The sequence below is a fragment of the Mycolicibacterium sp. HS_4_1 genome, from assembly GCF_054515875.1.
The window spans coordinates 4479356-4506314 of the sequence record NZ_CM137261.1; the positions used below are offsets into that span (position 1 = coordinate 4479356).

The 26959-nt window shown below is 66.8% G+C and carries 26 protein-coding genes; 12 read left to right on the forward strand and 14 right to left on the reverse strand.

What is annotated here, in order from left to right; genetic code table 11:
* Together ACX12F_RS21585 and ACX12F_RS21590 are read left to right on the forward strand one after the other, a co-directional pair.
* Positions 1–588 (forward strand): carboxymuconolactone decarboxylase family protein, encoded by a 588-nt coding sequence (locus ACX12F_RS21585; protein WP_459366377.1) that lies wholly within the window; start codon positions 1–3, stop codon positions 586–588.
* A gap of 97 nt (positions 589–685) precedes the next feature.
* Positions 686–1510 (forward strand): phosphatidylethanolamine N-methyltransferase family domain-containing protein, encoded by an 825-nt coding sequence (locus tag ACX12F_RS21590; protein WP_459366378.1) that lies wholly within the window; start codon positions 686–688, stop codon positions 1508–1510.
* 30 nt (positions 1511–1540) lie between these two features.
* On the opposite strand, the gene ACX12F_RS21595 is transcribed toward ACX12F_RS21590, so the two are convergent.
* Positions 1541–2446, reverse strand: a complete 906-nt coding sequence (locus tag ACX12F_RS21595; protein WP_459366379.1) for a sigma-70 family RNA polymerase sigma factor — start codon at positions 2444–2446, stop codon at positions 1541–1543.
* Positions 2447–2527: 81 nt separating this feature from the next.
* Between ACX12F_RS21595 and ACX12F_RS21600 the strand changes: the two genes are divergently transcribed.
* From ACX12F_RS21600 to nagA, 4 genes are all read left to right on the forward strand, one after another.
* On the forward strand, positions 2528–4273 hold the full coding sequence (locus ACX12F_RS21600; protein ID WP_459366380.1) for an APC family permease: 1746 nt from the start codon (positions 2528–2530) through the stop codon (positions 4271–4273).
* Positions 4274–4324: 51 nt separating this feature from the next.
* Positions 4325–5314: an SMP-30/gluconolactonase/LRE family protein gene (locus ACX12F_RS21605; RefSeq protein ID WP_459366381.1), complete on the forward strand. Its 990-nt coding sequence runs from the start codon at positions 4325–4327 to the stop codon at positions 5312–5314.
* A gap of 162 nt (positions 5315–5476) precedes the next feature.
* Complete coding sequence (locus ACX12F_RS21610; RefSeq protein WP_459366382.1) at positions 5477–6724, forward strand: D-alanyl-D-alanine carboxypeptidase family protein; 1248 nt, start codon at positions 5477–5479, stop codon at positions 6722–6724.
* A 13-nt stretch (positions 6725–6737) separates the two neighbouring features.
* Positions 6738–7898, forward strand: coding sequence for an N-acetylglucosamine-6-phosphate deacetylase (gene nagA, locus ACX12F_RS21615; protein ID WP_459366383.1), 1161 nt, complete (start codon positions 6738–6740; stop codon positions 7896–7898).
* 220 nt (positions 7899–8118) lie between these two features.
* Here nagA and ACX12F_RS21620 read toward each other — a convergent pair whose 3' ends face one another.
* Genes ACX12F_RS21620 through ACX12F_RS21645 form a run of 6 tightly spaced genes read right to left on the reverse strand, consistent with a single transcriptional unit; the run spans position 8119 to position 14481 of the window.
* Entirely contained in the window at positions 8119–9684 is a 1566-nt protein-coding gene (locus tag ACX12F_RS21620; RefSeq protein ID WP_459366384.1) for a radical SAM protein, read from the reverse strand.
* Complete coding sequence (locus ACX12F_RS21625) at positions 9681–10118, reverse strand: hypothetical protein (protein ID WP_459366385.1); 438 nt, start codon at positions 10116–10118, stop codon at positions 9681–9683. Before ACX12F_RS21625 ends, ACX12F_RS21620 begins: the two co-directional genes overlap by 4 nt.
* A complete protein-coding gene (locus ACX12F_RS21630; RefSeq protein WP_459366386.1) occupies positions 10099–10908 on the reverse strand; it encodes a prolipoprotein diacylglyceryl transferase in 810 nt (269 codons plus the stop codon). Before ACX12F_RS21630 ends, ACX12F_RS21625 begins: the two co-directional genes overlap by 20 nt.
* Before the next feature lie 26 nt (positions 10909–10934).
* Entirely contained in the window at positions 10935–12041 is a 1107-nt protein-coding gene (locus tag ACX12F_RS21635) for an NDMA-dependent alcohol dehydrogenase (protein WP_459366387.1), read from the reverse strand.
* Between the two features lie 13 nt (positions 12042–12054).
* The gene (locus ACX12F_RS21640) at positions 12055–12990 is read right to left on the reverse strand and encodes an alpha/beta hydrolase (protein WP_459366388.1); all 936 of its coding nucleotides are present in this window, start codon (positions 12988–12990) and stop codon (positions 12055–12057) included.
* A gap of 9 nt (positions 12991–12999) precedes the next feature.
* On the reverse strand, positions 13000–14481 hold the full coding sequence (locus ACX12F_RS21645) for a flavin-containing monooxygenase (protein ID WP_459370454.1): 1482 nt from the start codon (positions 14479–14481) through the stop codon (positions 13000–13002).
* Between the two features lie 139 nt (positions 14482–14620).
* On the opposite strand from ACX12F_RS21645, the gene ACX12F_RS21650 reads away from it, so the two are divergent.
* Complete coding sequence (locus ACX12F_RS21650; RefSeq protein ID WP_459366389.1) at positions 14621–15880, forward strand: PucR family transcriptional regulator; 1260 nt, start codon at positions 14621–14623, stop codon at positions 15878–15880.
* Between the two features lie 3 nt (positions 15881–15883).
* Here ACX12F_RS21650 and ACX12F_RS21655 read toward each other — a convergent pair whose 3' ends face one another.
* Together ACX12F_RS21655 and ACX12F_RS21660 are read right to left on the reverse strand one after the other, a co-directional pair.
* Positions 15884–17011 (reverse strand): sensor histidine kinase, encoded by a 1128-nt coding sequence (locus tag ACX12F_RS21655; protein ID WP_459366390.1) that lies wholly within the window; start codon positions 17009–17011, stop codon positions 15884–15886.
* Positions 17008–17718: a response regulator transcription factor gene (locus tag ACX12F_RS21660; RefSeq protein WP_459366391.1), complete on the reverse strand. Its 711-nt coding sequence runs from the start codon at positions 17716–17718 to the stop codon at positions 17008–17010. The genes ACX12F_RS21655 and ACX12F_RS21660 overlap by 4 nt, the downstream gene beginning before the upstream one ends.
* 165 nt (positions 17719–17883) lie before the next feature.
* On the opposite strand from ACX12F_RS21660, the gene ACX12F_RS21665 reads away from it, so the two are divergent.
* The gene (locus ACX12F_RS21665) at positions 17884–18333 is read left to right on the forward strand and encodes a DM13 domain-containing protein (protein ID WP_459366392.1); all 450 of its coding nucleotides are present in this window, start codon (positions 17884–17886) and stop codon (positions 18331–18333) included.
* Positions 18333–18911, forward strand: coding sequence for a hypothetical protein (locus ACX12F_RS21670; protein WP_459366393.1), 579 nt, complete (start codon positions 18333–18335; stop codon positions 18909–18911). Before ACX12F_RS21665 ends, ACX12F_RS21670 begins: the two co-directional genes overlap by 1 nt.
* On the opposite strand, the gene yhjD is transcribed toward ACX12F_RS21670, so the two are convergent.
* Together yhjD and trpS are read right to left on the reverse strand one after the other, a co-directional pair.
* A complete protein-coding gene (gene yhjD, locus ACX12F_RS21675) occupies positions 18809–19831 on the reverse strand; it encodes an inner membrane protein YhjD (protein ID WP_459366394.1) in 1023 nt (340 codons plus the stop codon). The two genes, ACX12F_RS21670 and yhjD, sit on opposite strands and share 103 nt — an antisense overlap.
* A gap of 75 nt (positions 19832–19906) precedes the next feature.
* Positions 19907–20935: a tryptophan--tRNA ligase gene (gene trpS / locus ACX12F_RS21680; protein ID WP_459366395.1), complete on the reverse strand. Its 1029-nt coding sequence runs from the start codon at positions 20933–20935 to the stop codon at positions 19907–19909.
* 180 nt (positions 20936–21115) lie between these two features.
* Between trpS and ACX12F_RS21685 the strand changes: the two genes are divergently transcribed.
* A complete protein-coding gene (locus tag ACX12F_RS21685) occupies positions 21116–22123 on the forward strand; it encodes an SIS domain-containing protein (RefSeq protein WP_459370455.1) in 1008 nt (335 codons plus the stop codon).
* A 16-nt stretch (positions 22124–22139) separates the two neighbouring features.
* Here the strand turns inward: ACX12F_RS21685 and ACX12F_RS21690 are convergent, their stop codons facing one another.
* Entirely contained in the window at positions 22140–22562 is a 423-nt protein-coding gene (locus ACX12F_RS21690; protein WP_459366396.1) for a MarR family winged helix-turn-helix transcriptional regulator, read from the reverse strand.
* Between the two features lie 51 nt (positions 22563–22613).
* On the opposite strand from ACX12F_RS21690, the gene ACX12F_RS21695 reads away from it, so the two are divergent.
* Together ACX12F_RS21695 and fdxA are read left to right on the forward strand one after the other, a co-directional pair.
* A complete protein-coding gene (locus ACX12F_RS21695) occupies positions 22614–23246 on the forward strand; it encodes a TIGR03086 family metal-binding protein (RefSeq protein ID WP_459366397.1) in 633 nt (210 codons plus the stop codon).
* 81 nt (positions 23247–23327) lie between these two features.
* A complete protein-coding gene (gene fdxA, locus ACX12F_RS21700; protein WP_459366398.1) occupies positions 23328–23669 on the forward strand; it encodes a ferredoxin in 342 nt (113 codons plus the stop codon).
* A 29-nt stretch (positions 23670–23698) separates the two neighbouring features.
* Here fdxA and ACX12F_RS21705 read toward each other — a convergent pair whose 3' ends face one another.
* Both ACX12F_RS21705 and ACX12F_RS21710 read right to left on the reverse strand, forming a co-directional pair.
* A complete protein-coding gene (locus ACX12F_RS21705) occupies positions 23699–24502 on the reverse strand; it encodes an exodeoxyribonuclease III (protein WP_459366399.1) in 804 nt (267 codons plus the stop codon).
* Positions 24503–24599: 97 nt separating this feature from the next.
* On the reverse strand, positions 24600–26837 hold the full coding sequence (locus ACX12F_RS21710; protein WP_459366400.1) for an NADP-dependent isocitrate dehydrogenase: 2238 nt from the start codon (positions 26835–26837) through the stop codon (positions 24600–24602).
* Positions 26838–26959: the final 122 nt, after the last annotated feature.

Here is a 26959-nt window from a genome sequence, read left to right on the forward strand (position 1 = left end):
ATGACGACAACACCACGCATCGCGCCCCTGCCCCCGCAACGTGCCGGCCTGCTGACCCGGCTCATGTACCGCTACGCCAAGCGTGAGTTCGGCGAGGTGCCCGAACCGTTCGCGGTCGCGGCGCATCACCCCCGGCTGCTGGTCGCCAACGCCGTGCACGAGGGCCTGCTGAAGAGCGGCTCGAAGACGCTGCCCGGCGCGGTCCGCGACCTCGCCGTGTTCTGGACCGCCCGCACGGTCGGCTGCTCCTGGTGCGTCGACTTCGGCACCATGCTGATGCGCCTGGAGAGCCTGGATGTGGAGCGGCTCAAGCACATCGACGCCTATGCGACCTCACCACTGTTCACCGACGACGAGCGGGCCGCCATCGCGTACGCCGATGCGATGACCACCGATCCCCACACCGTGACCGACGAACAGGTCGACGACCTCAAGCGCCGATTCGGCGAGGCGGGTGTCATCGAGCTGACGTACCAGATCGGGGTGGAGAACATGCGGTCCCGCATGTACGCCGCGCTCGGGATCACCGAGCAGGGCTTCAGCTCGGGCGAGGCGTGCCGGGTGCCTTGGGAGACTCCAACGCAGTAGCAAGGCGCGCTGGCTCCGCGACCCGGTCAGATGGTAGAACACGTTACAGAAATAGCGGCCGCAGTCGCTGAAACCGCCTGTTCAGCGAGGAGCTTCCATGCACTGGTACACCGGCAGCGGGTTCTATGACACGGTGCTGACCGCGGCCTTCGCGTTCGCGGCCTTCGTGATCATCGGCGGCTTCTTCGCGCAGAGTTCGTACGGGCGGTTCTCGACGACGAAACTCGGCTTGAACCTCAACCCGAAGCTCGGCTGGTGGCTGATGGAGCTCCCGGCGACCGTGGTGTTCCTGATCTGCTACCTGGCCGGACCGCACCGATTCGAGCCGACATCGCTGGTGCTCGCCGGGATTTGGATGCTGCACTACGCCAACCGGGGTTGGTTCTTTCCGCTCGCGATCCGCCAGGTGCCGGGAAAGCGTGGCACCTTCAACGTGTCGGTCATCGTGATGGGCATGCTCGTCACGTCGATGCACGGCTATCTCAACGGGACCTTGTTCAGCCACGACTTCTTCGGGCAGTACACCACCGCATGGCTGACCGACCCCCGATTCCTGGTGGGCCTGGTGGTCTACCTGTGCGGCTTCGCACTGCTGGTCAACTCCGAATCGATCGTGCGGAACCTGCGGGAAAAAGGCAGCCCGGGCGCATCGGCCTCTGGTCTTCGCGCAAGCGGCTCCTCCTCCGAATACCGCATCCCGTACGGCGGCGGCTTCCGGTTCGTCACCAGTCCGGCGTACCTTGGCGAGCTCATCGCGTGGTCCGGCTTCGCGCTCCTGACCTGGGCGCTCCCAGGCGTCGTCATCCTGTTGATCACCGCGGGCAATCTGATTCCCCGGGCACTGGCCACCCACACCTGGTATCAGAAGAAGTTCCCCGAGTACCCCACCGACCGAAAAGCGTTGATTCCTTACGTCCTGTGAGACCGCTAGTCAGACTCCAGCGGCGAGCCGCTAATCACACTTCAGCGGCGACGCCGTGAACTTGTCCGGGTTCGCGATGTCCCACAGCGCGACGACCTTGCCGTCGCGCACCGTCATCGCGGTGACGCGGGGCAGCATCTCCGGGTGGCCGCCGTCGGCGGGCAGGCCCGGGGTGTAGGCGCCGAGCTCGCCGTTGATCAGCGCCAGCTGGGACGTCGAAAGCCATTGCGGTCCATAGCGTCTGGCCAAGCCGAACAGGAACCGCGCCACCTTGTCCGCGCCGACGATGGTGCGGGGCGCGGTCGGGGCCCGACGGTTGGAGTCGCCGGTGAACGTGGCTTCGGGGTGCAGTAGTTCGACGACCGCTGCCATATCGCCGGCAGCCAGCGCGGCCATCAGCTTGCCGACGGTCTCGTTGTGCCCGGCGTCCGGCGGCGGTGCGGGGGCCGCGGCGACCGCGCGCCGGGCGCGTGACGCGAGTTGACGCGCTCCGGCGTCGCTCACCCCCAGCACCGATGCGATCTCGGAGAACGGCACCGCGAAACCGTCATGCAGCACGAAGGCCACTCGCTGATCGGGCGTCAGCCGCTCCAGCACCACCATCGCGGCGAAGCGGGCATCCTCCCCCGCGACCACGGCGGCCAGCGGATCAGCGGCGTCGAATCCCGTCACCACCGGTTCGGGCAGCCACTCACCGAAATACGCCTCACGGCGGTGCGCGGCGGACCGTAGCCGGTCCAGGCCCAGACGGCTGACGACGGTCGTCAGCCAGGCGCGCGGTTCGGCGATGGCGTCGACATCTGCGCCATGCCAGCGCAACCAGGCGTCCTGCACAATGTCCTCGGCGTCGGCGTACACGCCGGTCAGCCGGTACGCGACCGACAGCAGGTGCGGGCGCAGCCGCTCGAACTCGTCGGTGTCCTGCGCAGTGGTCACCCCACCAACCTACGACTGAAGTGTTCCAGGGCGAGGGACCGTAGCATCTCATCGGCAATCGACCGGATGAGCAGGGAGCAGATGACTACGACAACGCCAGACATCGTCGCCCGGGACAAGGGTCTCAAGCGGGGCGCCCTCGGTCTGGTGTCCAGCGTGGTGGTCGGGCTGGCGTCCACGGCGCCCGCATACAGTCTGGCCGCGACACTCGGCCTGGTCATCGCCGCCGGCGGCACGCTGCTCGCCGGGGTGAAAGCGCCTGCCATCATGCTCATCTCGTTCGTGCCGATGTATCTCATCGCCATCGCCTATCAGGAGCTGAACAAGGCCGAGCCGGACTGCGGCACCACATTCACCTGGGCCGCAAGGGCATTCGGGCCCGTGGTCGGCTGGCTCGGCGGCTGGGGCATCATCGCCTCCGACGTCATCGTGATGGCGAATCTGGCGCAGATCGCCGGGTCGTACTCGTTCACGTTCGCCGGGGACCTGGGCTGGCATTCGGCCGCGGCAATGGCCGGCAGCACCCTGTGGTCGACGGTGGCGGGCGTCATCTGGATCGTCCTCATGACCTACATCTGTTATCGAGGCATCGAGGTGTCGGCCCGGCTGCAGTACGTGTTGCTGACCGTCGAGGTCGTCGTGCTGGTCGTGGTGTCGGTCGTCGCGCTGGTGAAGGTGTACACGCACCACGGGCACGCCTACTCGATCATGCCCTCGTGGTCCTGGTTCTGGCCCGGCGGAATGGATTTCGGCACGGTTATCGCCCCGGCGGTGCTGGCCACCATCTTCATCTACTGGGGCTGGGACACCGCGGTGGCGTGTAATGAGGAGTCTGATGACCCGGGCCGCACCCCGGGCCGGGCCGCCGTCATCTCGACGTTCCTGCTGCTCGCCACCTATGCGCTGGTGACGGTCTCGACCATCGCCTTCGCCGGTGTGGGCACCGCAGGCATCGGGTTGGGCAACCAGGAGAACGCCAAGGACGTGTTCACGGCAATCGGGCCATCGTTGTTCGGCGACAGCGTGATCGGCAAGATCGGCATGCTGCTGCTGTCGGCATCGATCCTGACCTCTGCGGCCGCCTCCACGCAGACGACCATCATGCCGACCGCGCGCACCACCCTGTCGATGGGCGTATACCGCGCACTACCAAAGAGTTTCGCGAAGATTCATCGGCAGTACCTGACGCCCACCACCTCGACCATCGTGATGGGCGTGGTGTCGGTGCTGTGCTACGTGCTGTTCACCGCGATCAGCGCCGACCTGTTGACGGCCCTCATCGGTTCGGTCGGCCTGATGATCGCGTTCTACTACGCACTGACCGGATTTGCCTGCACGTGGTTCTACCGAAAGACGTTGACCCGCAACGCCCGTGACTTCATGATGCGGGGCCTGCTGCCACTGCTCGGCGGCATCACGCTGTCGGTGGTGTTCGGATACGGTCTGGTCGAGTACAGCAAGCCCGACTGGCTCAAGGATCAAAACCATCATGACGTCACGATTTTCGGCTTCGGCGCGGTGGGCGTGGTCGGTGTCGTCGGGCTGCTGCTCGGGGTGGTGCTGATGTTCGCCTGGCGCGTAGCGCAACCGGACTACTTCCATGGGCTGACGTTGCCGCGGCGGCATGATCTGGTGTTGGAAACACCGGCCGCTGTACATTCCGGTCCGGCCCATTTCGGGCTGCCCGACTCCGGCGACATGCCGACGGTCATCGCGCCCGACCTGTCTAACCTGCCACCGGGTGAGGTTGCGGTGGACACGGCCACAGGTGAGGAATTCCGTCGCCGCCGACCCGCGAGCGCACGTGAAAACACCCAAAATCAATGACATTTTGAGGGTTTTCACGTCTACTCGCGCGGAGAAAGTTAACGTCTACCCGTGTCGAACAAGCCGTCCATCAATCCGGCGCGCTGGACCCCGCCGCCGGTCGACGCCCTCCCCGATTTTCCGTCCGCCGAGCTCACCATCGTGCCGATGCCGGGCGATGGCCCCGAGGACGTGGTTGTCGGCGCCGACGGTGCGCTGTGGACGGGCCTGGTCGACGGGCGGATCGTGCGGGTCTCGCCCGACGGCAGTACGGATGTCGTGGCCGACACCGGCGGCCGTCCGCTCGGGCTGCACGCGGCACGGGACGGACGGCTCCTGGTCTGCGACAGCTACCGCGGGCTGCTGTCCCTGGACCCCGGCACCGGTGCCCTGGAGGTCCTGGTCCCCGACATCGACGGCCGGCCCCTTCGGTTCTGCTCGAATGTGACGGAAACCGACGACGGCACAATCTATTTCACCGAGTCCACCAGCTCGTTCCACTATGAGCATTTCCGCGCGGCCATCCTCGAGGCGCGCGGGGACGGCGGCCTGTACAAGCTGGCGACCGACGGCACGGTGAGCACGCTGCGCGACGGCCTGTACTTCGCCAACGGCGTCACCGTCACCGCGGACGGCACGGCGCTGGTGTTCGCCGAGACACAGGGCCGCCGGCTGTCGAAGTACTGGCTGTCGGGACCGCAGGCCGGGACCGTCACCCCACTCGCGGTCAATCTGCCCGGCATGCCCGACAACATCTCGACGGGCGCCGACGGCCGGATCTGGGTCGCGTTCGTCACCCCGATCAATGCCGCCGCGGAGTGGCTGGCACCGCGGCCGACGATCCTGCGGCAGCTGGTCTGGCGGCTGCCGGAGGCACTGCAACCCCAGATGCCGTTGGAGGTCTGGGCCGTCGCCTTCGATCCCGACAGCGGCGCCGCGGTCGCCGGGGTCCGCATGCGGCACCGGCAGTTCGGTCAGGTCACCGGGGTCGTCGAGCACGGCGGCCGGTTGTGGATGAGCTCCATCGGGGTCCCGGCACTGGCCCACTGCGCGCTGCCCTGAACCGCCGCCGAGCGCGTGGCAAAACGAGGAAAACCGGCCCGAAAATCGCGCCAACCCCCACGCTCGACGCCGGGCGGTGAAATCACTCACGCAACATCAACCCCATTTGTCACAGCGCGGCAACCTGGAAACCGGTTTGCCGTCGCCTAATCTGGCGACACCATGGCGACCATCCGATCCACGGCACAACGCGCTGCAGCCCTGGCAGCAGCGTTTTTCCTGACGGCCGCACCGGCGCTGGCCTACGCCGAACCCGACCCGCCGGCCGCTGATCCCTGCCCGTACCGGGTCACTACACCGCCCGCGGTCGACCAGTCCGAGGTGCCGAAGGCCGGTGACCCACCGGCCCCCATCCCGGTGCCGGCCACGCCGCTCGGCGGCGACCTGATGGGCAGCTGCGGCGTCGTCGCCGCGCCCGACACGCCGCCGCTGCCCGGCGACGTCTCAGCTGACGCCTGGATCCTCGCCGACCTGGACAGCGGCGACATCATTGCCGCGAAGGACCCGCACGGCCGGCACCGCCCGGCCAGCATCATCAAGGTGCTGATCGCGACCCAGGCCCTGCGTGAACTGCCCGTCAACAAGCGCGTCACCGGCACCCCGGAAGATGCGGCGGCCGAGGGCACCCGCGTCGGCGTCGACGACGGCGGCATCTACACCGTCAACGATCTGCTACACGGGCTGCTCATGCACTCCGGCAACGACGCGGCGCACGCGCTGGCGATGCAGGTCGGCGGCATGGACACCGCGCTCACCAAGATCAACGACCTGGCCGCCAAGCTCGGCGGCCGCGACACCCGGGCGGCCACCCCGTCGGGCCTCGACGGTCCCGGCATGAGCACCTCGGCCTACGACCTGGGTCTGTTCTACCGCTACGCCTGGCAGAACCCCACATTCGCCTCGATTGTCGCGACGCAGAAGTACGAATTCCCCGGACATCCGGCCAAGCCGGGCGAACCCGGTGACCACCCGAGTTACGAGCTCGAGAACGACAACAAGCTGCTCTACAACTACCCGGGCGCACTCGGCGGCAAGACCGGGTACACCGACGACGCCGGGCAGACGTTCGTCGGCGCCGCTGATCACGACGGACGCCGCCTGGTCGCGATCCTGCTGCACGGCACCCGGGTGCCGATCGCTCCGTGGGAGCAGGCGGCACGCCTGCTGGACTACGGATTCGCCACCCCGCCCGGCACCAAGGTCGGCAAGCTCATCGAGCCGGACCCGTCGCTCACCCAGCACAAACCCGACGCGAAGCATCCCGCGGCCGCCCAGGCCATGGACGCGCTAACGTCGGTGGACGCCCTGCCGATCCGCGTCGGCGTCGGCGTGGTCGGGGCCGCGATCGTGCTCTCGCTGATGATGGCCGCCCGTTCGATCAATCGACGCCCACAGCACTCCAATCGGTAGAGACTGACGAGCGATGACGCTCATCTCGGCCGGGACCGTTGTTTTCGGAGGCTCAGCGCTCGACGCTGTGTCCCGGCCCGGCTGGCTGCAGATCAGTGGCGACCGCATCGCGGCGTGCGGCAGCGGTGCCCCGCCCCGCACTGTCGACGTCGATTTTCCGGACGAGGTCGTGGTGCCGGGCTTCGTGGACATGCACGTGCACGGTGGCGGCGGATCCTCCTACAGCACTGACGATCCCGACGAGATCGCGCGGGCCGCCGAATTTCACCGCGCCCATGGCACCACCACCACGCTGGCCAGCCTGGTCACCGCGGCGCCGGAAGTCCTGCTGTCCCAGGTCCGTGCCCTGGCCGACGCCACGCAAGACGGCATCGTCGCGGGAATCCACCTCGAGGGCCCGTGGCTCAGCTCCGTACGCTGCGGGGCGCACGACGTGACGCAGCTGCGAGATCCCGACCCCGCGGAGATCGACTCCGTGCTCGCCGCGGCCGACGGCGCCATCGCGATGGTGACCATCGCCCCGGAGCTGCCCGGCGCCGACGTCGCGATAGAACGGTTCGTCGACGCGGGAGTCATTGTGGCCGTTGGCCATACCGACGCCAGCTACGAAGAGACCAAGCGGGCGCTGCAACTCGGTGCCACCGTCGGCACGCACGTGTTCAACGGAATGCGTCCATTGCACCACCGCGATCCGGGCCCGGCGCTGGCGTTGCTGGAGGACGCCCGGGTGACGGTGGAACTCATCGCCGACGGCGTGCATCTGCACCCGGCGCTCGTCCATCAGGTGGCGGTCACCGCGGGCTCGGACCGCGTCGCACTGATCACCGATGCGATGGCGGCAGCCGGTATGCCGGACGGGACGTACCAACTGGGCGGGCTCGACGTCGAGGTCACCGGCTCGGTGGCGCGGCTGCGCGAGCGAACCACCATCGCTGGCAGTACCGCGACCATGGACGCGCTGTTCCGCACGGCGGCAACGGGTTTGGAGCCCGCCTCGGATGCGGCATTGGCACACGCGGTGGCGATGACGGCGACGACGCCGGCGCGCACACTGGGGTTCGACGAGGCCGGCACGCTGCGGCCGGGCATGTCTGCTGACCTGGTGGTCCTGGACCGCAAACTTCAGGTCCGTGCGGTGGTGCGGCGTGGCGTGTGGGCGGCGAGCCGCGGCTAGGTGCCGGCGCGCGGCGCGCATGCAACATCCCCGGAGCACTACGTCGAACGTGCAGCTTTGGTACGGAATTTTCGGCTTTGAGCGACACAAGCTGCACGCTCGGCGTAGGCGCGCTCCCCGCAACGGTCAGCAGCGCGGCGTTGAGTGTTCATCCACGGAGACAAAGTGCGAGCGAGCAGGTGCACAGATTCGCAGTCAACGGCAGGACAGCGAGTCGGGGCTAGATCACCGTGAGCGGCAATGCCTTTCCCGCATCGCGGCCCGCGGCGATCGACATCCGCTGGCGCCCCAGCGCCGGCCACGCCTGGACCGCACAGAACGGCGCGCACTGATCCTGACTCGACCGGGTGCCGACGTGCACGCAGCACTGCACCAGCCGCTCTTCGATCATGGTCGAGATGTCCATGAACGGCTTGACGGTGATGCGGACCACGCGCTCCCCCAACAGCTTCCGCACCCGGTTCTTTCCACCGGGCAGGGCCGACGAGGCAAGGGCCAGTAGGGTCGGCATGCCCAGATCGCAGTTCTGGCAGATGGTGCGCCAGACATCGCCGATCCCGGGGTGCGACAACGAGGACTGCTCGGAGAGCAGGCCGAGCAGCGATTCCCGCACCGCCAGCTGCAGTTCCTGCGGCAGCTCGCGGTCAGCGATCCTGTTGGACACCAGGCCGAGTCGGTCCTTGAGCACGTCGTGGCCCACCAGCGACACCAGCGACCGCCACTGCCCGGAATCATCGCGGAGCAGGTAGCCGACCGAGCAGCAGTGCGGATGCGAGCATGGCAGCGCGGTGAGGTCGCGCCACGTCACCAAGCCAAGGGTCTGCGGGCCGAGCCTGCCCAGCACCCCGGTGTGGGTCAGCCGATCGAGCGCGTCCAGACTGCCCGAGCGCCCCGAGCCGAACTGGGGCTGGATGGTGATGCCACCGACGTACGGAGTGTCGAGTGCCAGTTGCACCATGTCGCCGATCTCATCGTCGTTGACGCCGAGCGCGGCAGCCATCACCAGCGTCGTGAAGATCTGGTGTTCCGAAAGCCGCTGCAAAACCTGCTGTTTCAGCCTGCGCAGGTCGCCGCCGCGGTGATGCCGGTGGGCGGTCTCGGACAATCCGTCGTACTGCAGGTACACCTCGACCCGGTGCCGGTGGGTGCTGAGCAGCTCGAGCAAGACGTCGTCGGTCGCGAGCCGGATACCGTTGGTGTTGACCAGAATTCGAGTGATGGGCCGCCTGATGAGTTCATCCAGCAGTTTCGCCAGCTCGGGATGCAGGGTCGGTTCCCCGCCCGAGAGCATCAGCACGTCCAGCCGCCCGTTCTCCCGGGCCAGTCGCTGGTCGACGTTGGCGAGCACCTCGGACACGGGCACCACGTTGCGCAGATCGGGTGACGAATCGGTGAAGCAGGTGGGGCACCGCAGATTGCAGACCTCGGCGATGTCTTCGAGCAGGATGCAGGTGTGCTGGGTCTGCATCTCGGGGAGCCCACGCAGATAGGCGGACGGGATCGGATCGAAATTGCCTGCCACATCGGGGATGTGCGCCTTGGTCGGTGCGGTCCACTCCTCCAGATAGGACAGAATCGCGGGGCTCTCGTCGTAGAGCGTGCGCACCAGCCCGTGCGCCGGGCAGCCCCGCTCCAGCCACACCCGGCCGCCGCGGTCGACGAGCCGGCCGGCCAGGCGCGCCACGTCCGTCAGCGGCCGCTCCGGCGCGTCGTGATGGCAGTGCGGACAGTACGCCGTCACGTAACGCAGTATGCGGTCACCGCGCAGACCCATGCCGGACGTCATGTATACATGGCGGGGTTCAGGCCGGTGCAGTAGCCGACGGTGAGGATCGAGGTGAGCGCCCAGCCGATCATCAAGCCGAGACCGAGCCCCTTGGGCACGGGGTTACCGGACTTCCACAACGTGAAGCCGCCCCCGAAGGCGATGAGAGCCAGCAGCGCCGCACCGAACGCCAGCAGCACCTTTTGCTGGTCGGCGACCATCACCGTGATGAAGCCGACGACGATGTTCAGCACCGGGAAGAGGAAAACTCCGCCGATGACGGCTCCGACCGATACCGCATTGGGGTTGGGCGGCGGATAGCCGTACTGCGGGGGTTGGGGGTACTGCGGCGGATATTGGGGATATTGCGGGTACTGGGGGTACTGCGGATGCTGCCCCGGCGGCATGCCGTTTCCGGGCTGATCGTCGGGATGCTCACCCGGCGGCTGGGACATGCGCGGCCTCCCTGTCTGCAGACGAAATCCGGTAGTAGCCATGGCGATAGCCGCGCCAGACCCGAAGCGCCAGCAGCCCCATTGATGGCAGCAGAACCCATTGCGGGCGGGTCAGATCCAGCCACACCGTCTCGTTCGCACGCACGAACTCCACGAAGAACCGGAACACCGCGTAGGCCGCGACGTAGATGACGAACAACTCGCCGGGATGCGTGATGCGGGGCCGCAACCACATGAGCACGCCGAAAGCCGCCAGCTGGAACACGATTTCGTAGGCGAAGGACGGGTGCATGGCCAGCCCGGCCACACATCCCGGGCACTCCGGGGTGCTCGCCGCCGCGTGCACGCCCCACGGCAGCGTCGTCGGACGTCCGGGCGCCTCTGTCAGCAGGCACCCGATCCTGCCGACCGCCATTCCCAACGCGACCGCCGGCGCGAACAGGTCGCCGGTCTTACCCCGATAGCCCCCGAGTCGCTTCGCGATCAAGACACCGAGGTATGCGCCGAGCAGGCCGCCCAGGATGCTCTTGGAGCCGTATTCCCACGCCTGCGCGAGGGTCGGGTTGGCATTGAAATCCAGATGGCGTGCCAAACCCGACGCACGCATCCCGATCGCCCCGCCCACCAGCGCACCGGTGACAGCGACCAGCGATTGTTCGTTCACCGCGCCGCGGCGGCGCGCTTCGTGGACGAACACGATCACCGCGGCCAGCACGCCCAGACCCACGAACAAACCATGTACCGGCACCTGCACCGGCCCGATCTGCCACTGCGGGATCACTGAGATCACACGGTCAAAGCTACAACCCAGTTCGGTCAGTGCACGATGATCCCGCGAATGTTCTTGCCCTCGCGCAGGTCCTGATAACCCTGGTTGACCTCCTCGAGCGTGTACCGCGTGGTCACGAGGTCGTCGAGCTGAAGTTGTCCGTCGTTGTAGAGGCGCAGCAGCCGGATGATGTCGTACTGCGGGTTGGCGGACCCGAACAACGAGCCGCGAATGGTCTTCTCGAACAAGGTGAGCTCCAGGCCCGAGACATGAATCGTCAGCTTCTCGGGGTTGGCCATACCGATGACGACGACGGTCCCGCCCTTGCCGATGGCGCTGAATGCCGACGAGACGACGTCCTCGTCCACCGTGCCGACGCAGATGATCGCCTGGTCCGCGCCCTGCCCCCAGGACAATTCGGTGATCTTCTCGGCCGCTGCCTCGGCGCTCGCAAACACATGCGTCGCACCGAATTTCAGCGCGGTGTCACGTTTGAAGGCCACCGGGTCCACGGCCACAATGTATTTCGCTCCGGCGTGCGCGGCACCCTGCACGGCGTTGATGCCGATGCCGCCGATGCCGTACACAACGGTGATGTCGCCCGGCCGCACGTTGCCGGCGTAGGTGGCGCCGCCCCAGCCGGTCGGGACGCCACAGCCGACCAGCACCGCGGTCTCAAGTGGCAACCAGTCGTCGACCTTGACCACCGAATGCTGCGAGATGGTGGCCTTCTTGGCGAATGTTCCCAGCATGCACATGGCGCCGAAATCGGCACCACCCTTGTGGAATCGGAACGAGCCGTCCGGCATGGAACCCTCGAGAATGGTGGCGCCCATGTCGCACAGGGCCTGCCGGCCCGTCGAGCAGTACCGGCAGTGGCCGCAGCTCGGAATGAAGCTGCAGACGACGTGGTCACCCGGCTTGACCTTGGTGACGCCGGGACCGACGTCCTCGATGATCCCGGCGCCCTCGTGCCCACCGACGATGGGATAGCGAGGTGGAAGGTCGCCGTCGGACAGGTGCAGATCGGAATGGCACAGTCCCGCGGCGGTGTAGTTGATCAACACTTCACCCGGCCCGGGACCGTCGAGGTCGAGTTCCATGATCTCGAAGGGCTTGCCCGGTTCCAGAAGGACGGCGGCGGTGGTCTTCATCAATGGGTTCCTTTTAGGCTGAGTGGGTTTCGTGTAGGTGTCCCTGCGTCGGCGCGAGATCACGCTTGAGGAAGTCGAGCTGGTCGGCCAAAGCGCGCTGTTGCCAAGGCCCGTTGTAGAAGTCGAGGTGATCTGCGGGGTACTCCCGCAGCTGCGCCCAGTACCCGGCGCGACGGGCTGCCTTGCGGGCCGCGGCCGGCGGGGCGATGCGGTCATCGTCGCCGGGCTGCACGAGGATCGGGCACGTCAGCTTGCCCGCTTTCCGGATCGGGCGGTTGAACGCAGCACTCAGGGCGTGCCGGCCCCGCACCTCGTTACGCCACGTCGCGCCGGCGACCGGGAGCCACGCCTCTTCGGAACCCGACGTGGCGATCACCGCGGACGATCCGGGCTGTCCCACCACCGGCACCATGTGCGCGGGACGCCCGAGCGTGCTGCCGACCACGTCGCGGACGGCATTCGCGGTGGCACGCACCAGGTATCCAGCACCGCACGTGCGAACCAGATGAGCCAGAGTAGCCACCCCGTCGACCGCAGGGTTCATCGAGATGACGGCCGCGATGCGCTGGTCTCGCGCGGCGACGGCGATGACGTGGCCGCCGGCGTAGGAGGTGCCCCAGAGCACGATCCGCTCCGGGTTCACTCCGGGCAAGTGCCGTGCGGCGGCGACGGCGGCGTGGTAATCCTGCCGTTGGCGGGAAACCGAAACCTCCTGCCGGGAAATGCCTTCGGATTCACCGAAACCCCGGTAGTCGAACATCAGAACGTCCAGGCCGGCAGCGGCGAAAGGCCCGGCGAAGCCGAGTAGCGCGGTGTCTTTGGTGCCGCTGAAGCCGTGCGCCATTACCACACACGGCCGGCCGGACTCACCGGTGAGCGCATCGGTCTCGGCGGGCAGATGCCAAGCGGCGCAACGGACTCCGCGGCTGGAGAAGTAGAGCTGTTTCATGACGATCCTTTACGAGGCGTATGCGGCGGACGCGACGGACGCGAACCGCAGGCCCGAGTCCTCGATGGGTCCGTTGCGCAGTCGCTCGGCATCCATCTCGTAAGCGTGCTTGACCAGCCACGAACCGCTGTCGCCGCTGCGGGGGAACTGCTGGATGCCGCGCTGGACATAGCCCGAAGACAGGTCCATCAGCGGACCGCGGGCCATGTCTGGGTTCTCGACCACCGGGACGACGATGTCGTGTCCATGGGCGTCCATGTGGTCCAGCATTCGGCAGAAATGCTCGCAGACCAGGTCGACCTTCAGGGTCCAGGCGATGTTGGTGTACCCCATCGCAAACGCCATGTTGGGTACGTCGGAGACCATCATGGCCTTGTAGACCGTGTGGTCGGGCATGTTGAGCACCTGACCATCGACGCTCAGCGCGATCTTGCCGAACAGCGACAAGTTCAAACCCGTTGCGGTGACGATGATGTCGGCCTCGAGCTCCTGCCCCGACTTCAGCAGGATGCCGTGCTTGGTGAACCGCTCGATCTGATCGGTGACCACCGATGCCTTGCCGGTCCGGAACGTCTTGAACAGATCGCCGTCGGGCACCATCGCCAGCCGCTGCTCCCACGGGTTGTAGCGCGGGGTGAAGTGGGTATCGACGTCGAATCCCTTGGGCAGCTGACGTGCAACGTTGGCGATCAACAACTTTCGCATCGTCTTTGGGTACTTGGTGCAGAGTTTGTACAGCCCGCGCGCCGTGGCGATGTTCTTGCGTCGCACGATCGGGAAGGCGCGTTCGTGACCCAGTACCTTGTTGAGCGCGTTGGTGATCGGGTCGGCCGCCGGGACCGACAGCACGTAGCTCGGGGACCGTTGCAGCATGGTGATGTGGCCGGCTTTGTCGGCCATCGACGGGATCAGCGTGACCGCCGTTGCGCCACTACCGATCACGACGACCTTCTTGCCGGCGTAGTCCAGGTCCTCCGGCCACAGCTGCGGATGGATCACCTGACCCACGAAGTCCTCCTTGCCGGGAAAGTCCGGGATGAACGGATTCTCATAGTCGTAGTACCCGGTGCCCAGGAACAGGAATCGGCCGGTGAACGTCGTCGTCTCACCGCCCTGCATGGTCGTGACCGTCCACCGCCCCGTGTCCGATTCGAAGTTCGCGTTCTGCACGCGGTGGCCGAACCGGATGTGCTCGCCCAACCCGTTCTCGTCGACGGCCTGCTGCAGGTAGTCCACGATGATGTGGCCGTCGGCGATGGACTTGCGGTGCGTCCACGGCTTGAAGCCGAAGCCGAAGGTCGGCATGTCGGAATCCGAGCGGATACCGGGGTACTTGTGCAGGCTCCAGGTGCCGCCGATGGCGTCGCGCCCCTCGATGATCAGGAACGACGCGCCCGGTCGGTTCGCCTTGAGGTGGTACGCCGCGCCGATGCCGGAGATACCCGCTCCGATGATCAACACGTCGACATCGCGCGTCTCGGACCGCGTCATTGAGGTGGTGGACACTGTGACTCCTGAACGTCTGGGGGTGCTGGTGTGACGGCACTTACGTTATGGAAGCCACGGGGCGCAGGACAGGTGCGGCAGCCCAGTACTCGACCTGGGATATGTGCGGGCGCATACTTCGTTGATGGCCGCTGAGACACCATCGCCTGAGGTCATCAACCTCATGGGCGACGTCGCCGAGCTGATGCTGGCCGAACTCGATGACCTGGTCGCCGAGATGGACGCCGCCGAGGTCGAGCTCTCGCCGGCCGCGGGGTCCGACGCCGCGGTGCTGGCGGATACCTCGGCGAGCAACCGCGCGAACGCGGCACGGGTGCTGTCGATGTTCGCTCGGCGCGAGGCGAAAGTGGCGCCCATCGACATCCCGCCCGAAGCCCTCGACGTGGCCCGCACAGTGGCCCGGCGGGGGTTGGACCTCGACCTGATCTTCCAGTCCTACCGGCGTGGGCAGAACGTCGCGTGGAGTCGGTACATGAAGCACGCCGCCCAGTTGGTGTCGACCGGCCCGCTGCTGTTCGAACTGCTCGAAGTGGCGTCGGGGCGCTTGTTCGAGTACGTCGACCATGTGGTCGCGGGCGTGATCGCCGCGGCGCAGCGCGAACGCGAGGAAGTGCTCGGCGGCGCGATCGCCCGCCGCGCCGAGACGATTCGCCTCATCCTCGACGGCGCCGCGATCGACGCGGTGCGGGCCACTGAGCGCCTGAGCTACGACCTGCGCCAGCTTCACACCGCGTTGGTGCTGTGGACGCCCCCGCACGGTGATGTGCAGGGCGCACTCGAATCCGCCGCCGCGGTGCTGGCCCGGGCTGCGGGCACCCGCCCGCCCTTGACACTGTCCGTCGGCCCATCGACGCTATGGGCGTGGCTGGGCGGCAGCTCCGAACCGGCGCTGGACGCGCTGCCGGAGGCAATCGAGCAGGCGCAGAATCACATTCGCGTCGCCGTGGGTCCTACGCGGTCGGGGATCTCCGGCTTTCGCCGCTCCCACGACGCTGCGTTGTCAATTCAGAGCCTGCTCGCCGGACATCCCGGCGGCGCGCGGGTGGCCCTCTTCCGCGACCTCGAAGTCACCGCGCTGGCGGCCCAAAACACCAACCGTGCAGCAGAATTCGTCACCGCGACGCTGGGGCCTCTCGCCGAGGACACGCCGGCGGCAGCCCGCCTGCGTGACACCCTGCGGGTCTTCCTCGACGAGGCCGAGAACGCGCCCCGCGCCGCCACCCGGCTGCACACCCACCGCAACACCGTCCTGCAGCGGGTGGCGCGGGCTACCGAATTACTCGGTTACCAGCCGGGTGAACGACGGCTCGCCATGGAACTCGCGCTGGAACTGGCGCACCAACTCGGTCCCCGGGTGCTGATCGCGGGACCACCGGGCACGTAACCATCACGCCGTCGGCAGCGTCACGTCCAGCCGGAATCCGCCGGGCACGTGGGCGGCCGAAACCTGTCCGCCGTGGGCTTCGACGATGCCCCGCACGATGGCAAGACCGATGCCGGCGCCCGCCCCGCCGTCCTCCGGAGTACGGGCTACGGTTCCACGCCAACCCATCTCGAACATCCGGCCGAGGTCCTGCGACTGCACACCGGGGCCCTGGTCCAGCACCGTGAGCACGACCCGGTCGTCGTCGAGCCGGTGCGCCGAGACCTGTATCTCGGAATTCTCCGGCGCATGTCGAATGCTGTTGACCAGCAGATTCGCTACCACGCGGGACAGTTCGCCGGCGTCGGCATGCAGCACCTGGTCGGTCATTTCCGCGTGGGTGATGGTGATGCCGCGGGTCGCCGCGAGCGCCCGCATGTCGGACACGACGTCGGAAACGAGATCCAGCAGCACCACCGGCTCCTTGCTGAGCTTCAACATCCCACTCTGGATCTTGGACAACTCGAACAACCCGTCGACCATGCCGTTGACCGCATCCACCTGGTCGCGGATCTGCCGGATGTATTCAGCAGGGTCGTCGACCACGCCTTCCTCCAGGGCTTCGGCCATCGCCCGCATCCCGGCCAGCGGCGTCCGCAGATCATGCGAAACCCAGGCGACCAACTGACGACGGGACTGATCGAGCTGCTCGACTTCCGCGCGGGCGGCAGCCAACTGCGCCGACGACTGCGCGAGCTGCCTGGACAGCTCGGCGAATTCCCTGGAACTCTCGACATCTGCCGTGACGATCTCACCGCTGCCGATCTGTTGTGCGGCACGTTGCAGCCGCGCCAGTGACCGACGCAGCCGACTCAGCATGAACCATGCGGCGAGCGCAGCCATCAATGCGGAGATGACGATGACCGACAGCAAGACCTGCAGATCGTGAGACGACAGGTACATCTCGACCGAAATGGCCACGGTGGACGCGACGATGGCGACGATGGTCGCGCAGATCAACACCGCCACGTGGGTGCCGATCGAGCCCCGTCGATTCAGCTGCATGACGACGGCCGCCGCACCCGCCGCCACCGACGTGCAGATCAGCGCCGTCACCGCGATGACGGCGAGGTCCGCGGCGCTCAGGATCATGACGACTTCCCCGACGGCGTGAACCGGTACCCGGTGCCCCACTCGGTGCGCAGGTAGACGGGGTCACGCGGGTCGACTTCGATCTTCTCGCGCAACCGCCGGATGTGTACGGTCACCGTCGACGCGTCGCCGGTGCTCCAGCCCCACACCTCGCGCAGCATCTCGTCACGGGAGATCACCCGGTCGGGGTTCTTGAGGAGGAAGAGCAAGAGCTCGTATTCGCGTCCGGTCAGTTCGACATCGGTGCTGTCGCAGGTGATCCGGCGCATCGTCGGGTCGATTCGGAATCTGCCGACCACAAACGGCGCCAGCGGCGACTGCCGGGACACCCTGTGCCGCAACAGCTTCGAAATGCGCAGTTGCAGCTCACGGAGCGCGAACGGTTTGGCCAGGTAATCGTCGGCGCCGAGTTCGAGTCCGTCGATGCGGTGCCCGCTCGCTCCGAGTGCGGTGAGCATGATCACCGGAACATCCGAGCGGGTGCGGACCTCGCGCAGCAGGTCGTCACCGGACAGCCCGGGCAACATGCGATCGAGGACCAGCACATCAGGCGTCGAACCGAGCACCGCGTCGCGCGCGGTCTCCCCGTCGGCGTACTCATCGATCCGAAAGCCCTTGGCACGCAGGTACGCCGCCACCGCAGTACGCACCCGCCGGTCGTCTTCGACCAGCACGACGTGCGCTCCGCCGCCGTCGTCGGAAGTCACGGGCGCATCCACATCGCACCTCTCATGCTGGTGAGCCTAGACAGCCGACGCGGCGCCAGTTCGGTTCTTACGGTTCTGAAATGTTTGTCGAACGCGGCGGGGCCGCTTCCTAACTTCATCTGTGACGGGGTGACCGGCACCCCACCACAGTCGAAGGAGATCCACATGGTCATCAAACCGATCGCGGCGGCAGCTGCTGCGGTGTTCGCCCTGACGCTCACCGCGTGCGGCGCGAATGAGATGAAGTCGGCTGGTTCTTCCAGCCCCGCCATGTCGTCCACCATGACCTCCGCGATGAGCACCGCGAATTCTGCCGCTCGGATGGGCCACTTCACCGGCCTGAACGGCAAGCACGTCGGCGGCACGGCGACGGTCGCCGGAACGAATCTGGAGTTCACCGACTTCTCGTCGGACGAGGGCCCGGACCTGCACGTGTACTTGACGAAGGGGTCCGCCGAGTCGGATGTTGCCGCGGGTAAGGAGATCGCCGCCATCAAGTTCGATCAGGCGATGCAATCGTTCCCGCTCACCGGCATCGACACCATGGGTTACACCACCGTCGTCATCCACTGCGACAAGGCGAAGGCAGTCTTCGGCGCTGCCTCACTCATGTGATGTCTGATCTGATGACCACCCGCGCCCTGACCCCGCGCGACCGCGCCGGCCTGGCCGCGTCGATACTCTTCGGCGCGGCACGGGTCGCGCTCGGACTGCTGTGGCTCCACGAGGGCTACGTCAAGTTGCGGGCCCACTTCGGGAGTGCCGACATCTTGCTCGTTGCCGACGGAGCATCAGCGAACTCGCGTGTGCCGGAATACTTTCGCTTCGTGGCCGAGCACCTGCTGCGGCCGACGGCGCACCTGGCCGGAATCATGACGCCGCTGACCGAGGTGGCCTTGGGGCTGGTTCTGATCCTCGGGATCGTGAGCATGCCGGCCGCCGTCGTCTCGGCGGGACTGCTTGCGGTGTATTGGAGTTCGGACCAGCTCATCGCGCAATACCCCGTCATGGCGGTATTGAGCGTGGGTGTCCTTGCCGGACAGTCCTATTCAGACCGGTGGTCGGTCACGGCGTTCGTGAAACGGGCGCGCTACCGGCGTCGCGTCAAACGCGAAAGTCCCAGCCCACCGAGCAGACCCACCGCCGCGCCGACGGCGACGCTGCCCGCGTCGACGCCTTCTCGTTCGCGATAGCGGGTGACGATCGTGGTCGGACCGGGCGGCGGCACCGAGGCCAGCGCGACGGTCTCCGGGGCGGTCGCCGCCCACGCGGTCGAGAAGAGGATCAGCCGTGCGGTGATGTAGGCGAACACCATCAATCCCAGCACGGGACCGAACGTCGCACCCGCCGGTCCGTGCATGACGATGCGCAGGTAGATCGACGCGATCTGCTTGAAGAGCTCGAAGCCCACCGCCGCAATCAGCGCGGCGCGGGCCGAGCTGCGCAGACTGACCGCCTCGCGCGGCAAGCGGGCAATGATCCAGGTGAACATCAACCACGCCACCCCGAACGACACGACGAACGACACCGCCCGCAGGAGCATGCCGAGGCCCGGCACGTGCCCGATGCCCAACCAGTGCAGCAGTGTCGTCATCAATTCGGAGTCGCCCAGTGCGGTCAGACCGATCGTGATGACGGTCGCCACGAAGGCCGAGAAGAGCGCCAACAGATCCGACACCTTGGTACGCACCCAGCCGTCGGGCTCGCTCTGCTGTTCCCACATCTCGGTGAGGGCATTGCGGAGGTTGGCCATCCAGCCCAGGCCGGCCCAGGCCGCGGTGGCCAGACCGATGATCCCGACCGACGTGCGTGATTTCACGGCGGAGTCCATCAAACCGACCAGCTGATTGCCGAAATCTCCGGCAACTGCGGACCGGATGTGCGTCTCGAGCTCGGCCAACAGGTCAGGACGGGACGCCAGCACGAACCCACCGACCGCAAAACCGACCATGAGCAGCGGGAACAGCGCGAACACCGTGAAGTAGGTGATTCCGGCGGCGTAGAAGTCGCCGTTGCAGGTCTGGTAGCGGTCCTGGGCCCGCATGATCCGATCCAGCCACGGATGCCGCTGACGCAGCCGTTCGAGCAAGCCCGGCTGGTCCGAGTCGGTCATTTTCGGCAAACCCCCTTGTTTGCCGGAAAGCCTAGTGTGCGTCGCCGTCGGTGTCCTGACACCTCGCCCGTGGCGTCACCGCAGCCGCGGCAGGAAGCCCAGCCGGTCGTTGGCGCGCTGCAGTGTCTTGAACGCCACCTGCTCGGCGCGCTCGGCACCGGCGGCCAGCACTGATTCCAGTTCGGCCGGGTCGGCCAGCAGCTCGTCGACCCGGTTCTTGACGGGGGTGACGTACTCGACGACCGCGTCGGCGGTTTCCTTCTTCAGATCGCCGTAGCCGCGCCCCTCGTACCCCGCCACCAGCGCGTCGATGGCGGTGCCGGTGACCGCTGACTGGATGGTCAGCAGGTTGGAGACGCCGGGCTTGGCCTCGGTGTCGAACCGGATCTCGCGCTCGCTGTCGGTGACGGCCGAGCGAATCTTCTTGGCGCTCTTGGCCGGGTCGTCGAGCAGGTTGATCAACCCCGCGTCGGTGGCGGCCGACTTGCTCATCTTCGCGGTCGGGTCCTGCAGGTCATAGATCTTGGCGGTGGCCTTGGGGATCATCGCCTCGGGGACCACGAAGGTGTCCGGGAAGCGCGCGTTGAACCGCTGGGCGAGGTCACGGGCCAGTTCCAGGTGCTGACGCTGGTCTTCGCCGACGGGCACCAGGTCGGTGTCGTAGAGCAGGATGTCGGCGGCCATCAGCACCGGGTAGGTGAACAGACCGATCGTGGTGGCGTCGGCACCCTGCTTCTGCGACTTGTCCTTGAACTGCGTCATGCGGGACGCCTGGCCGAAGCCGGTGAAGCAGCCCAGCAACCAGGCCAGCTGGGTGTGTTCAGCGACGTGACTCTGGACGAAGACCGTGCTGCGGGCCGGGTCGATGCCGAGCGCCAGGTACTGCGCCGCGGTCACCAGCGTGCGGCGGCGCAGGGTCTCGGGGTCCTGCGGAACGGTGATGGCGTGCAGGTCGACGACACAGAAGAACGCGTCGTAGCCGTCCTGCAGGTCGGCCCAGTTCTGCACCGCGCCGAGGGCATTGCCCAGGTGAAGCGAGTCGGAGGTGGGCTGTGCCCCGGAAAAGACGACGCGCTTGTCCGCGCCTGCACCGCTGTTGCTCATGATGGCTTCGATTTTCGCACTGCTGTCATCCGGTTTTGTCCGGGGCTGGCCGACAACGGGCGAATCACGCGGTCGACCCCGGTGCGCGGCACCGTCGAGCCGGTTCAAGGACTACTACTGGATGGTGAGCCGGACAAGGAGAAGACAGTGCGTCCCGATCAGATAACCCCCGGCCGCCTGATGGCCGCCGAAATCGTCGAACAGCCGCAGGTATGGCGCCGGCTGCTCGACGAGGGCCGCGAACCGATCAGCGCCGTCGCCGCCCGGATCGACGCGGCCGCACCACGATTCGTCCTGTTCGTGGCACGTGGCACCAGCGACCACGCCGCGCTGTATGCGAAATACCTGGTGGAGATCACCCACGGCCTACCCGCAGGCCTGGTCTCCCCCTCGACCATGACGGTCTATGGCGCCCGACCCGACCTGCGCGATGTGCTCTTCATCGCGGTGAGCCAATCCGGCGGGTCACCGGACCTGGTGCGCTCGGTGGAGGTGGCCCGCGACCGCGGCGCGCTCACCGTGGCCGTCACCAACAACGCCGCGTCGGATCTGGCGGTGGCGGCACAGGTGCACATCGACGTGCTGGCGGGTGCCGAGCGATCGGTGGCGGCGACGAAGTCCTACACCGCTGAGTTGCTCGCGCTGCAGCTGTTGCTCGGCCACGACGCCAACGGCGTCGACGCGCTACCCGATCTCGGCGAGCAGGTGCTCGCGTCCGGCGATCTCGTACGTGAAGTCGCGCAGCGGTACCGGTTCGCGCAACGGCTCGTCACCACCGCGCGCGGCTACTCCTACCCCACTGCCCGCGAAGCCGCCCTCAAGCTGATGGAAACGTCTTACCTTTCCGCACAGGCATTTTCGGGCGCTGATCTGCTGCACGGCCCGCTCGCCACCGTCGACCCTCAGGTGCCGGTGCTCGCAGTGGTGCCCGAAGGCGCCGGCGGACAGGCCATGGCGCCGGTGCTGGACCGGCTGGCCGAGCGCAATGCCGACGTCTTCGGGGTCGGAGCTCCCGCGGCACTGGCCGGCCTCGCCGGCGGTATCGCGCTGCCCAGCGGGGTGAGCGACGCGCTCTCCCCGCTGCTGGAAATCCTCCCGCTGCAACAGCTTGCACTGCATCTGGCACTCGCCCGCGGTGGCGACCCGGACCAGCCGCGAGGCCTGCGGAAGGTCACGCAGACGCTATGACGCGCAGCGCTCGTGTTCAGTCGGGCGCCGGCGCCAGGCGTTGCAGCACGCTGAGGAAAACGCGTCGCTCGTCAGCACTCAGCTCGCCGAGCCATTGCTCTTCACCGCGCTGAATATCCACCTGCACTGCATCTTTGAGTCGGCGACCGGCCGACGTGATCGACAGGAGCCGAACCCGGCGATCGTCGGGATCGGGAGTGCGCTCGATATAGCCGTCGGCCTGCAGGTCGTCGAGTGTGCGGATGATGCGGGTCTTGTCGGCGCCGATGGCCTGCGCCAGCGCAGCTTGCGAACGCATCGGGGTCTCATCGAGTGCCAGCAGCACGACGTAGCCCCACATCGACACCCCGTGCTCGTCGAGCACGGGCTGCTCAGCAGCCATCAGCTCGCGTAGCAGCGGCGCGAGCAGCGCGGCGAGGTCAGGACGCTTGGCCGGCATGCCGTCATCGTAGGCATTGCCATATCGTATGCGCATGCATACGATATGCTCATGCACACTTTATCTACCGATCTTCTCAACGCCCATCGCGTCGCGATCCTGGCGTCGGTCGACGCCGCGAAGACCATCGACGAGAGCGACCTGAACCGCCCAACCCCTTGCGCCGGTTGGGATTTGGCCGACCTCTTGGCACACATGACGGTCCAGCATCGCGGTTTCGCGGCAGCCGCCCGCGGCGGTGGACAGGACGTCGCCGTCTGGGATGCGGCCACCGTGCGCGACACGCGCGATCCGGTCGGCGATTACGCCGCGGCTGCCCACGATGTGCTGGACGCATTCGCCGGCGCCGATCCCGAAAGCCAGTTCGCACTACCGGAATTGGGTACGTCGGTGCCGGCCGAGATGGCCATCGGCTTCCATCTGATCGACTACGCGGTGCACGGTTGGGACGTCGCGGCGAGCCTCGGCACGCCATTCACGCTGCCCGACGACGTCGTCGCCGCAGCACTCCCGCTGGCCCTCGCCGTGCCCGACGGCGACTTCCGCAACATGCCCAATGCGCCATTCGGACCCGCCCGAACCGGTGACAGCACAACGGACTTCGACCGGCTGCTGCGCCATCTGGGCCGTGACCCACGCTGGGGCGGTGCGTTAGACCACGAGTCACTCCATCCCGTCCAGTAACAGATTGGGGACTTCCGGCCCTATTGTCAGTAACTTTCGGCCACTGAGGTCAGGCGCTACGTCATCGATACCGTCCGTCGTATGACTTACGTTATCGGACGGGAATGCGTTGATGTCACGGACATGTCTTGCGTGCAGGAGTGCCCGGTCGACTGCATCTACCAAGGCGATCGGGCGCTCTACATCAATCCGCGGGAATGTGTGGATTGCGGTGCCTGCAAGCTGATTTGCCGGGTCGATGCGATCTACTACGACGACGATCTGCGCGGAGACCAGCTCGCGTTCCGCGCTGACAATGCCGCGTTCTTCGATGAGGTACTCCCGGGACGCGACGCGCCGCTGGGCTCCCCCGGCGGCGCCAGCGCGATCGGTCGCATCGGGGTGGACACGCCACTGGTGTCGGCCCTGCCCGTTCGGAGCTAGCGAATCGGATAATCGTCGGCCGAGTTCGATCAGCTGTACTCGACCGTCACCGGCGCGTGGTCCGACCAGCGCAACGCATACGCCGCGGCCCGCTCGACCCGGGCCGCCACGGCCTTGGGTGCCAGCTTGGCGTTGGCCAGGTGGTAGTCGATGCGCCACCCGGCGTCGTTGTCGAAAGCCTTGCCGCGCCAGGACCACCAGCTGTACGGCCCGGAGACCTCGGGGTGCAGCTCACGCACCACGTCGGTCCAGCCGGCGGCCATCAGCTCGGCCAGCCACCGCCGCTCGCTGGGCAGGAACCCCGACTTCTTGACGTTGGCCTTCCAGGCCTTGAGGTCCAGCTCCGTGGCGCAGATGTTCCAGTCGCCGCAGATCACCACGTCGCGGCGCTTGCGGCTGAGCTCGGCCATCCGGCCGGCCAGCGCCACCATGAAGCGTTCCTTCTCCACCTGCTTGTCGGTCTCGGCCTCGCCGGTGGGCACGTACACGCTGGCGATCGTGACGCCGTCGGTGTCGGCCTCCAGATACCGGCCGTGCGCGACGAATTCGCAGTCCGGGCTCAGCCCCACCCGCACCGCCGAGATCGGCGCCCTCGACAGCACCGCAACCCCGTTGCGGCCCTTCGCGTGCGGTTCGGCCGACGCCAGGTGCCAACCGGCGTCCAGCGCCGGCGCCAGCGCCTGCGCCAACTGCGCATCGTCGGCCCGGGTCTCCTGCAGGCAGATGACGTCCGACGCGGTGTCCTTCAGCCACGGCAGCAGTCCGAGGTTCTCCTCGGAACGCTCTTTGACCGCAGCGCGGATGCCGTTGACGTTGATGGTGGTGACGATCACGAAGCAGAACCCTAACGTCCGGGTACGACAGGCCTGAAACGCCGAACGTGAGCTTGGGTGCGAGAAATCGCGCACCCAAGCTCACGTTGGAAGGGGATTACTCCTGGGCCGCAGCCAGTGCCGCGTTGAACGTGGCGCTCGGCCGCATCACCGCCTCGGTCTTCTCCGGGTCCGGCGCATAGTAGCCGCCGATATCGGCCGGGCTGCCTTGTGCCGCAGCCAGTTCCGCGACGATCTTCTCCTCGTTGGCGGCCAGCGTCTTGGCCAGCGGAGCGAAGTGATCGGCGAGCGCCTTGTCTTCGGTCTGCTCGGCGAGGGCCTGCGCCCAGTACATGGCGAGGTAGAACTGGCTGCCACGGTTGTCCAGCTCGCCCGTGCGCCGCGACGGGCTCTTGTTCTCGTCCAACAGCTTTCCGGTGGCGGAGTCCAGCGTCTTGGCCAGCAGCAGGGCCCGGGCGTCGTCGGTCTTGTTGCCCAGGTCCTCCAGGCTGGCGCCCAGGGCCAGGAACTCGCCCAGCGAGTCCCAGCGCAGGTGGTTCTCCTCGACCAGCTGCTGCACGTGCTTGGGTGCCGAACCGCCGGCGCCGGTCTCGTACAGGCCGCCACCGGCCATCAGCGGCACGATCGACAGCATCTTGGCGCTGGTGCCCAGCTCCAGGATCGGGAACAGGTCGGTGAGGTAGTCACGCAGGATGTTGCCGGTCGCGGCGATGGTGTCCTGGCCGCGGATCAGGCGTTCGATGGTGTGCCGCATGGCACGTTCCTGCGACATGACCTGGATGTCCAGGCCCTCGGTGTCGTGATCCTTGAGATAGGTCGCGACCTTCTTGCGCAGTTCGGCCTCGTGCGGACGCTCCTGGTCCAGCCAGAACACGACGGGCATACCCGAAAGCCGGGCCCGGGTGACGGCCAGCTTGACCCAGTCGCGGATCGGCGCGTCCTTCACGACCGGCATGCGCCAGATGTCGCCCTCCTCCACCGCGGTCGTCAGCAGCACCTCACCGCTGTCGATGTCGACGATGTTGGCAATGCCATCCTCGGGAATCTCGAACGTCTTGTCGTGGCTGCCGTACTCCTCGGCCTGCTGCGCCATGAGACCGACGTTGGGCACGGTGCCCATGGTCCTCGGATCGAACTGGCCGTGCGTCTTACAGAAGTTGATCATCTCCTGGTACATCCGGGAGAACGTCGACTCGGGGTTGACGGCCTTGGTGTCCTTGAGCTTTCCGTCGGCGCCGTACATCTTGCCGCCGAGCCGGATCATGGCCGGCATCGAGGCGTCGACGATGACGTCGGACGGCGAGTGGAAGTTGCTGATACCGCGGGCCGAGTCGACCATGGCCAGCTCGGGACGGTGCTCATGGCACTTGTGCAGGTCGTCGACGATCTCGTCGTGCAACGACTTGGGCAGCGTCGAAATCTTGTCGTACAGGTCCGAGAGCCCGTTGTTGACGTTGACACCCAACTCGTCAAAGAGCTTCTGGTGCTTGGCGAATGCGTCCTTGTAGAAGATGCGTACCGCATGGCCGAACACGATCGGGTGGCTGACCTTCATCATGGTCGCCTTGACGTGCAGGGAGAACATGACGCCGGTCTTGTAGGCGTCGTCCATCTGCTCCTCGTAGAACTTGATGAGCGCCTTCTTGCTCATGTACATCGAGTCGATGATGTCGCCGGCGTCGAGCTTGACCTCGGACTTGAGCTCAATTGTCTTGCCCGTCTTGGTCTTCAGCACCATCTTCACCCGGCGCGCCTTGTCGAGCGTGATGGACTGCTCGCCGTGGTAGAAGTCGCCGGTCTTCATGGTGGCGACGTGCGTGCGCGAGGCCTGCGACCATTCGCCCATGCTGTGCGGGTGCTTGCGGGCGTACTCCTTGACGGCCTTCGGCGCCCGACGGTCCGAGTTGCCTTCGCGCAGTACCGGGTTCACCGCGCTACCGAGACACTTGCCGTAGCGATCCTTGATCGCCTTCTCTTCGTCGGTCTTCGGGTCACCCGGGTAGTCGGGCAGGTTGTAGCCCTTCTCCTTCAGCTCCTTGATGGCCGCGACGAGCTGCGGCACCGAGGCGCTGACGTTGGGCAGCTTGATGATGTTGGTGTCCGGGAGCTGGGTCAGCCGGCCCAGCTCGCCGAGGTTGTCGGGGACCTTCTGCTCATCGGTCAGGTAGTCACCGAACTCGGCGAGGATGCGGGCCGCCACCGAGATATCACTGGTCTGGACGTCGATGCCGGCGGCGCCGGCGAAGGTGCGCACGACCGGAAGAAAGGCGTACGTCGCGAGCAGCGGCGCCTCATCGGTCAGCGTGTAGATGATGGATGGTTTCTCGCCACTCATGGTCACTCTCCCGGCGTCACGGACGGTACGAAACGAAAATCTATGTCGAGTCCGGCGTCTGCACATGACTACCCCGTCGCACGACGGTTACGAAGTTACCGTGACCGGCGCGGCAGGCTTCC

Bases quoted from the DNA above. Each gene is read 5' to 3' on its own strand.
- ACX12F_RS21585 (WP_459366377.1), top strand. From the start codon at position 1: ATGACGACAACACCACGCATCGCGCCCCTGCCCCCGCAACGTGCCGGC.
- ACX12F_RS21590 (WP_459366378.1), top strand. From the start codon at position 686: ATGCACTGGTACACCGGCAGCGGGTTCTATGACACGGTGCTGACCGCG.
- ACX12F_RS21600 (WP_459366380.1), top strand. From the start codon at position 2,528: ATGACTACGACAACGCCAGACATCGTCGCCCGGGACAAGGGTCTCAAG.
- ACX12F_RS21610 (WP_459366382.1), top strand. From the start codon at position 5,477: ATGGCGACCATCCGATCCACGGCACAACGCGCTGCAGCCCTGGCAGCA.
- nagA (WP_459366383.1), top strand. From the start codon at position 6,738: ATGACGCTCATCTCGGCCGGGACCGTTGTTTTCGGAGGCTCAGCGCTC.
- ACX12F_RS21620 (WP_459366384.1), bottom strand. From the start codon at position 9,684: ATGACGTCCGGCATGGGTCTGCGCGGTGACCGCATACTGCGTTACGTG.
- ACX12F_RS21625 (WP_459366385.1), bottom strand. From the start codon at position 10,118: ATGTCCCAGCCGCCGGGTGAGCATCCCGACGATCAGCCCGGAAACGGC.
- ACX12F_RS21635 (WP_459366387.1), bottom strand. From the start codon at position 12,041: ATGAAGACCACCGCCGCCGTCCTTCTGGAACCGGGCAAGCCCTTCGAG.
- ACX12F_RS21640 (WP_459366388.1), bottom strand. From the start codon at position 12,990: ATGAAACAGCTCTACTTCTCCAGCCGCGGAGTCCGTTGCGCCGCTTGG.
- ACX12F_RS21645 (WP_459370454.1), bottom strand. From the start codon at position 14,481: ATGACGCGGTCCGAGACGCGCGATGTCGACGTGTTGATCATCGGAGCG.
- ACX12F_RS21650 (WP_459366389.1), top strand. From the start codon at position 14,621: ATGGCCGCTGAGACACCATCGCCTGAGGTCATCAACCTCATGGGCGAC.
- ACX12F_RS21655 (WP_459366390.1), bottom strand. From the start codon at position 17,011: ATGATCCTGAGCGCCGCGGACCTCGCCGTCATCGCGGTGACGGCGCTG.
- ACX12F_RS21665 (WP_459366392.1), top strand. From the start codon at position 17,884: ATGGTCATCAAACCGATCGCGGCGGCAGCTGCTGCGGTGTTCGCCCTG.
- ACX12F_RS21670 (WP_459366393.1), top strand. From the start codon at position 18,333: ATGTCTGATCTGATGACCACCCGCGCCCTGACCCCGCGCGACCGCGCC.
- yhjD (WP_459366394.1), bottom strand. From the start codon at position 19,831: ATGACCGACTCGGACCAGCCGGGCTTGCTCGAACGGCTGCGTCAGCGG.
- trpS (WP_459366395.1), bottom strand. From the start codon at position 20,935: ATGAGCAACAGCGGTGCAGGCGCGGACAAGCGCGTCGTCTTTTCCGGG.
- ACX12F_RS21685 (WP_459370455.1), top strand. From the start codon at position 21,116: ATGGCCGCCGAAATCGTCGAACAGCCGCAGGTATGGCGCCGGCTGCTC.
- ACX12F_RS21690 (WP_459366396.1), bottom strand. From the start codon at position 22,562: ATGCCGGCCAAGCGTCCTGACCTCGCCGCGCTGCTCGCGCCGCTGCTA.
- ACX12F_RS21695 (WP_459366397.1), top strand. From the start codon at position 22,614: ATGCACACTTTATCTACCGATCTTCTCAACGCCCATCGCGTCGCGATC.
- fdxA (WP_459366398.1), top strand. From the start codon at position 23,328: ATGACTTACGTTATCGGACGGGAATGCGTTGATGTCACGGACATGTCT.
- ACX12F_RS21710 (WP_459366400.1), bottom strand. From the start codon at position 26,837: ATGAGTGGCGAGAAACCATCCATCATCTACACGCTGACCGATGAGGCG.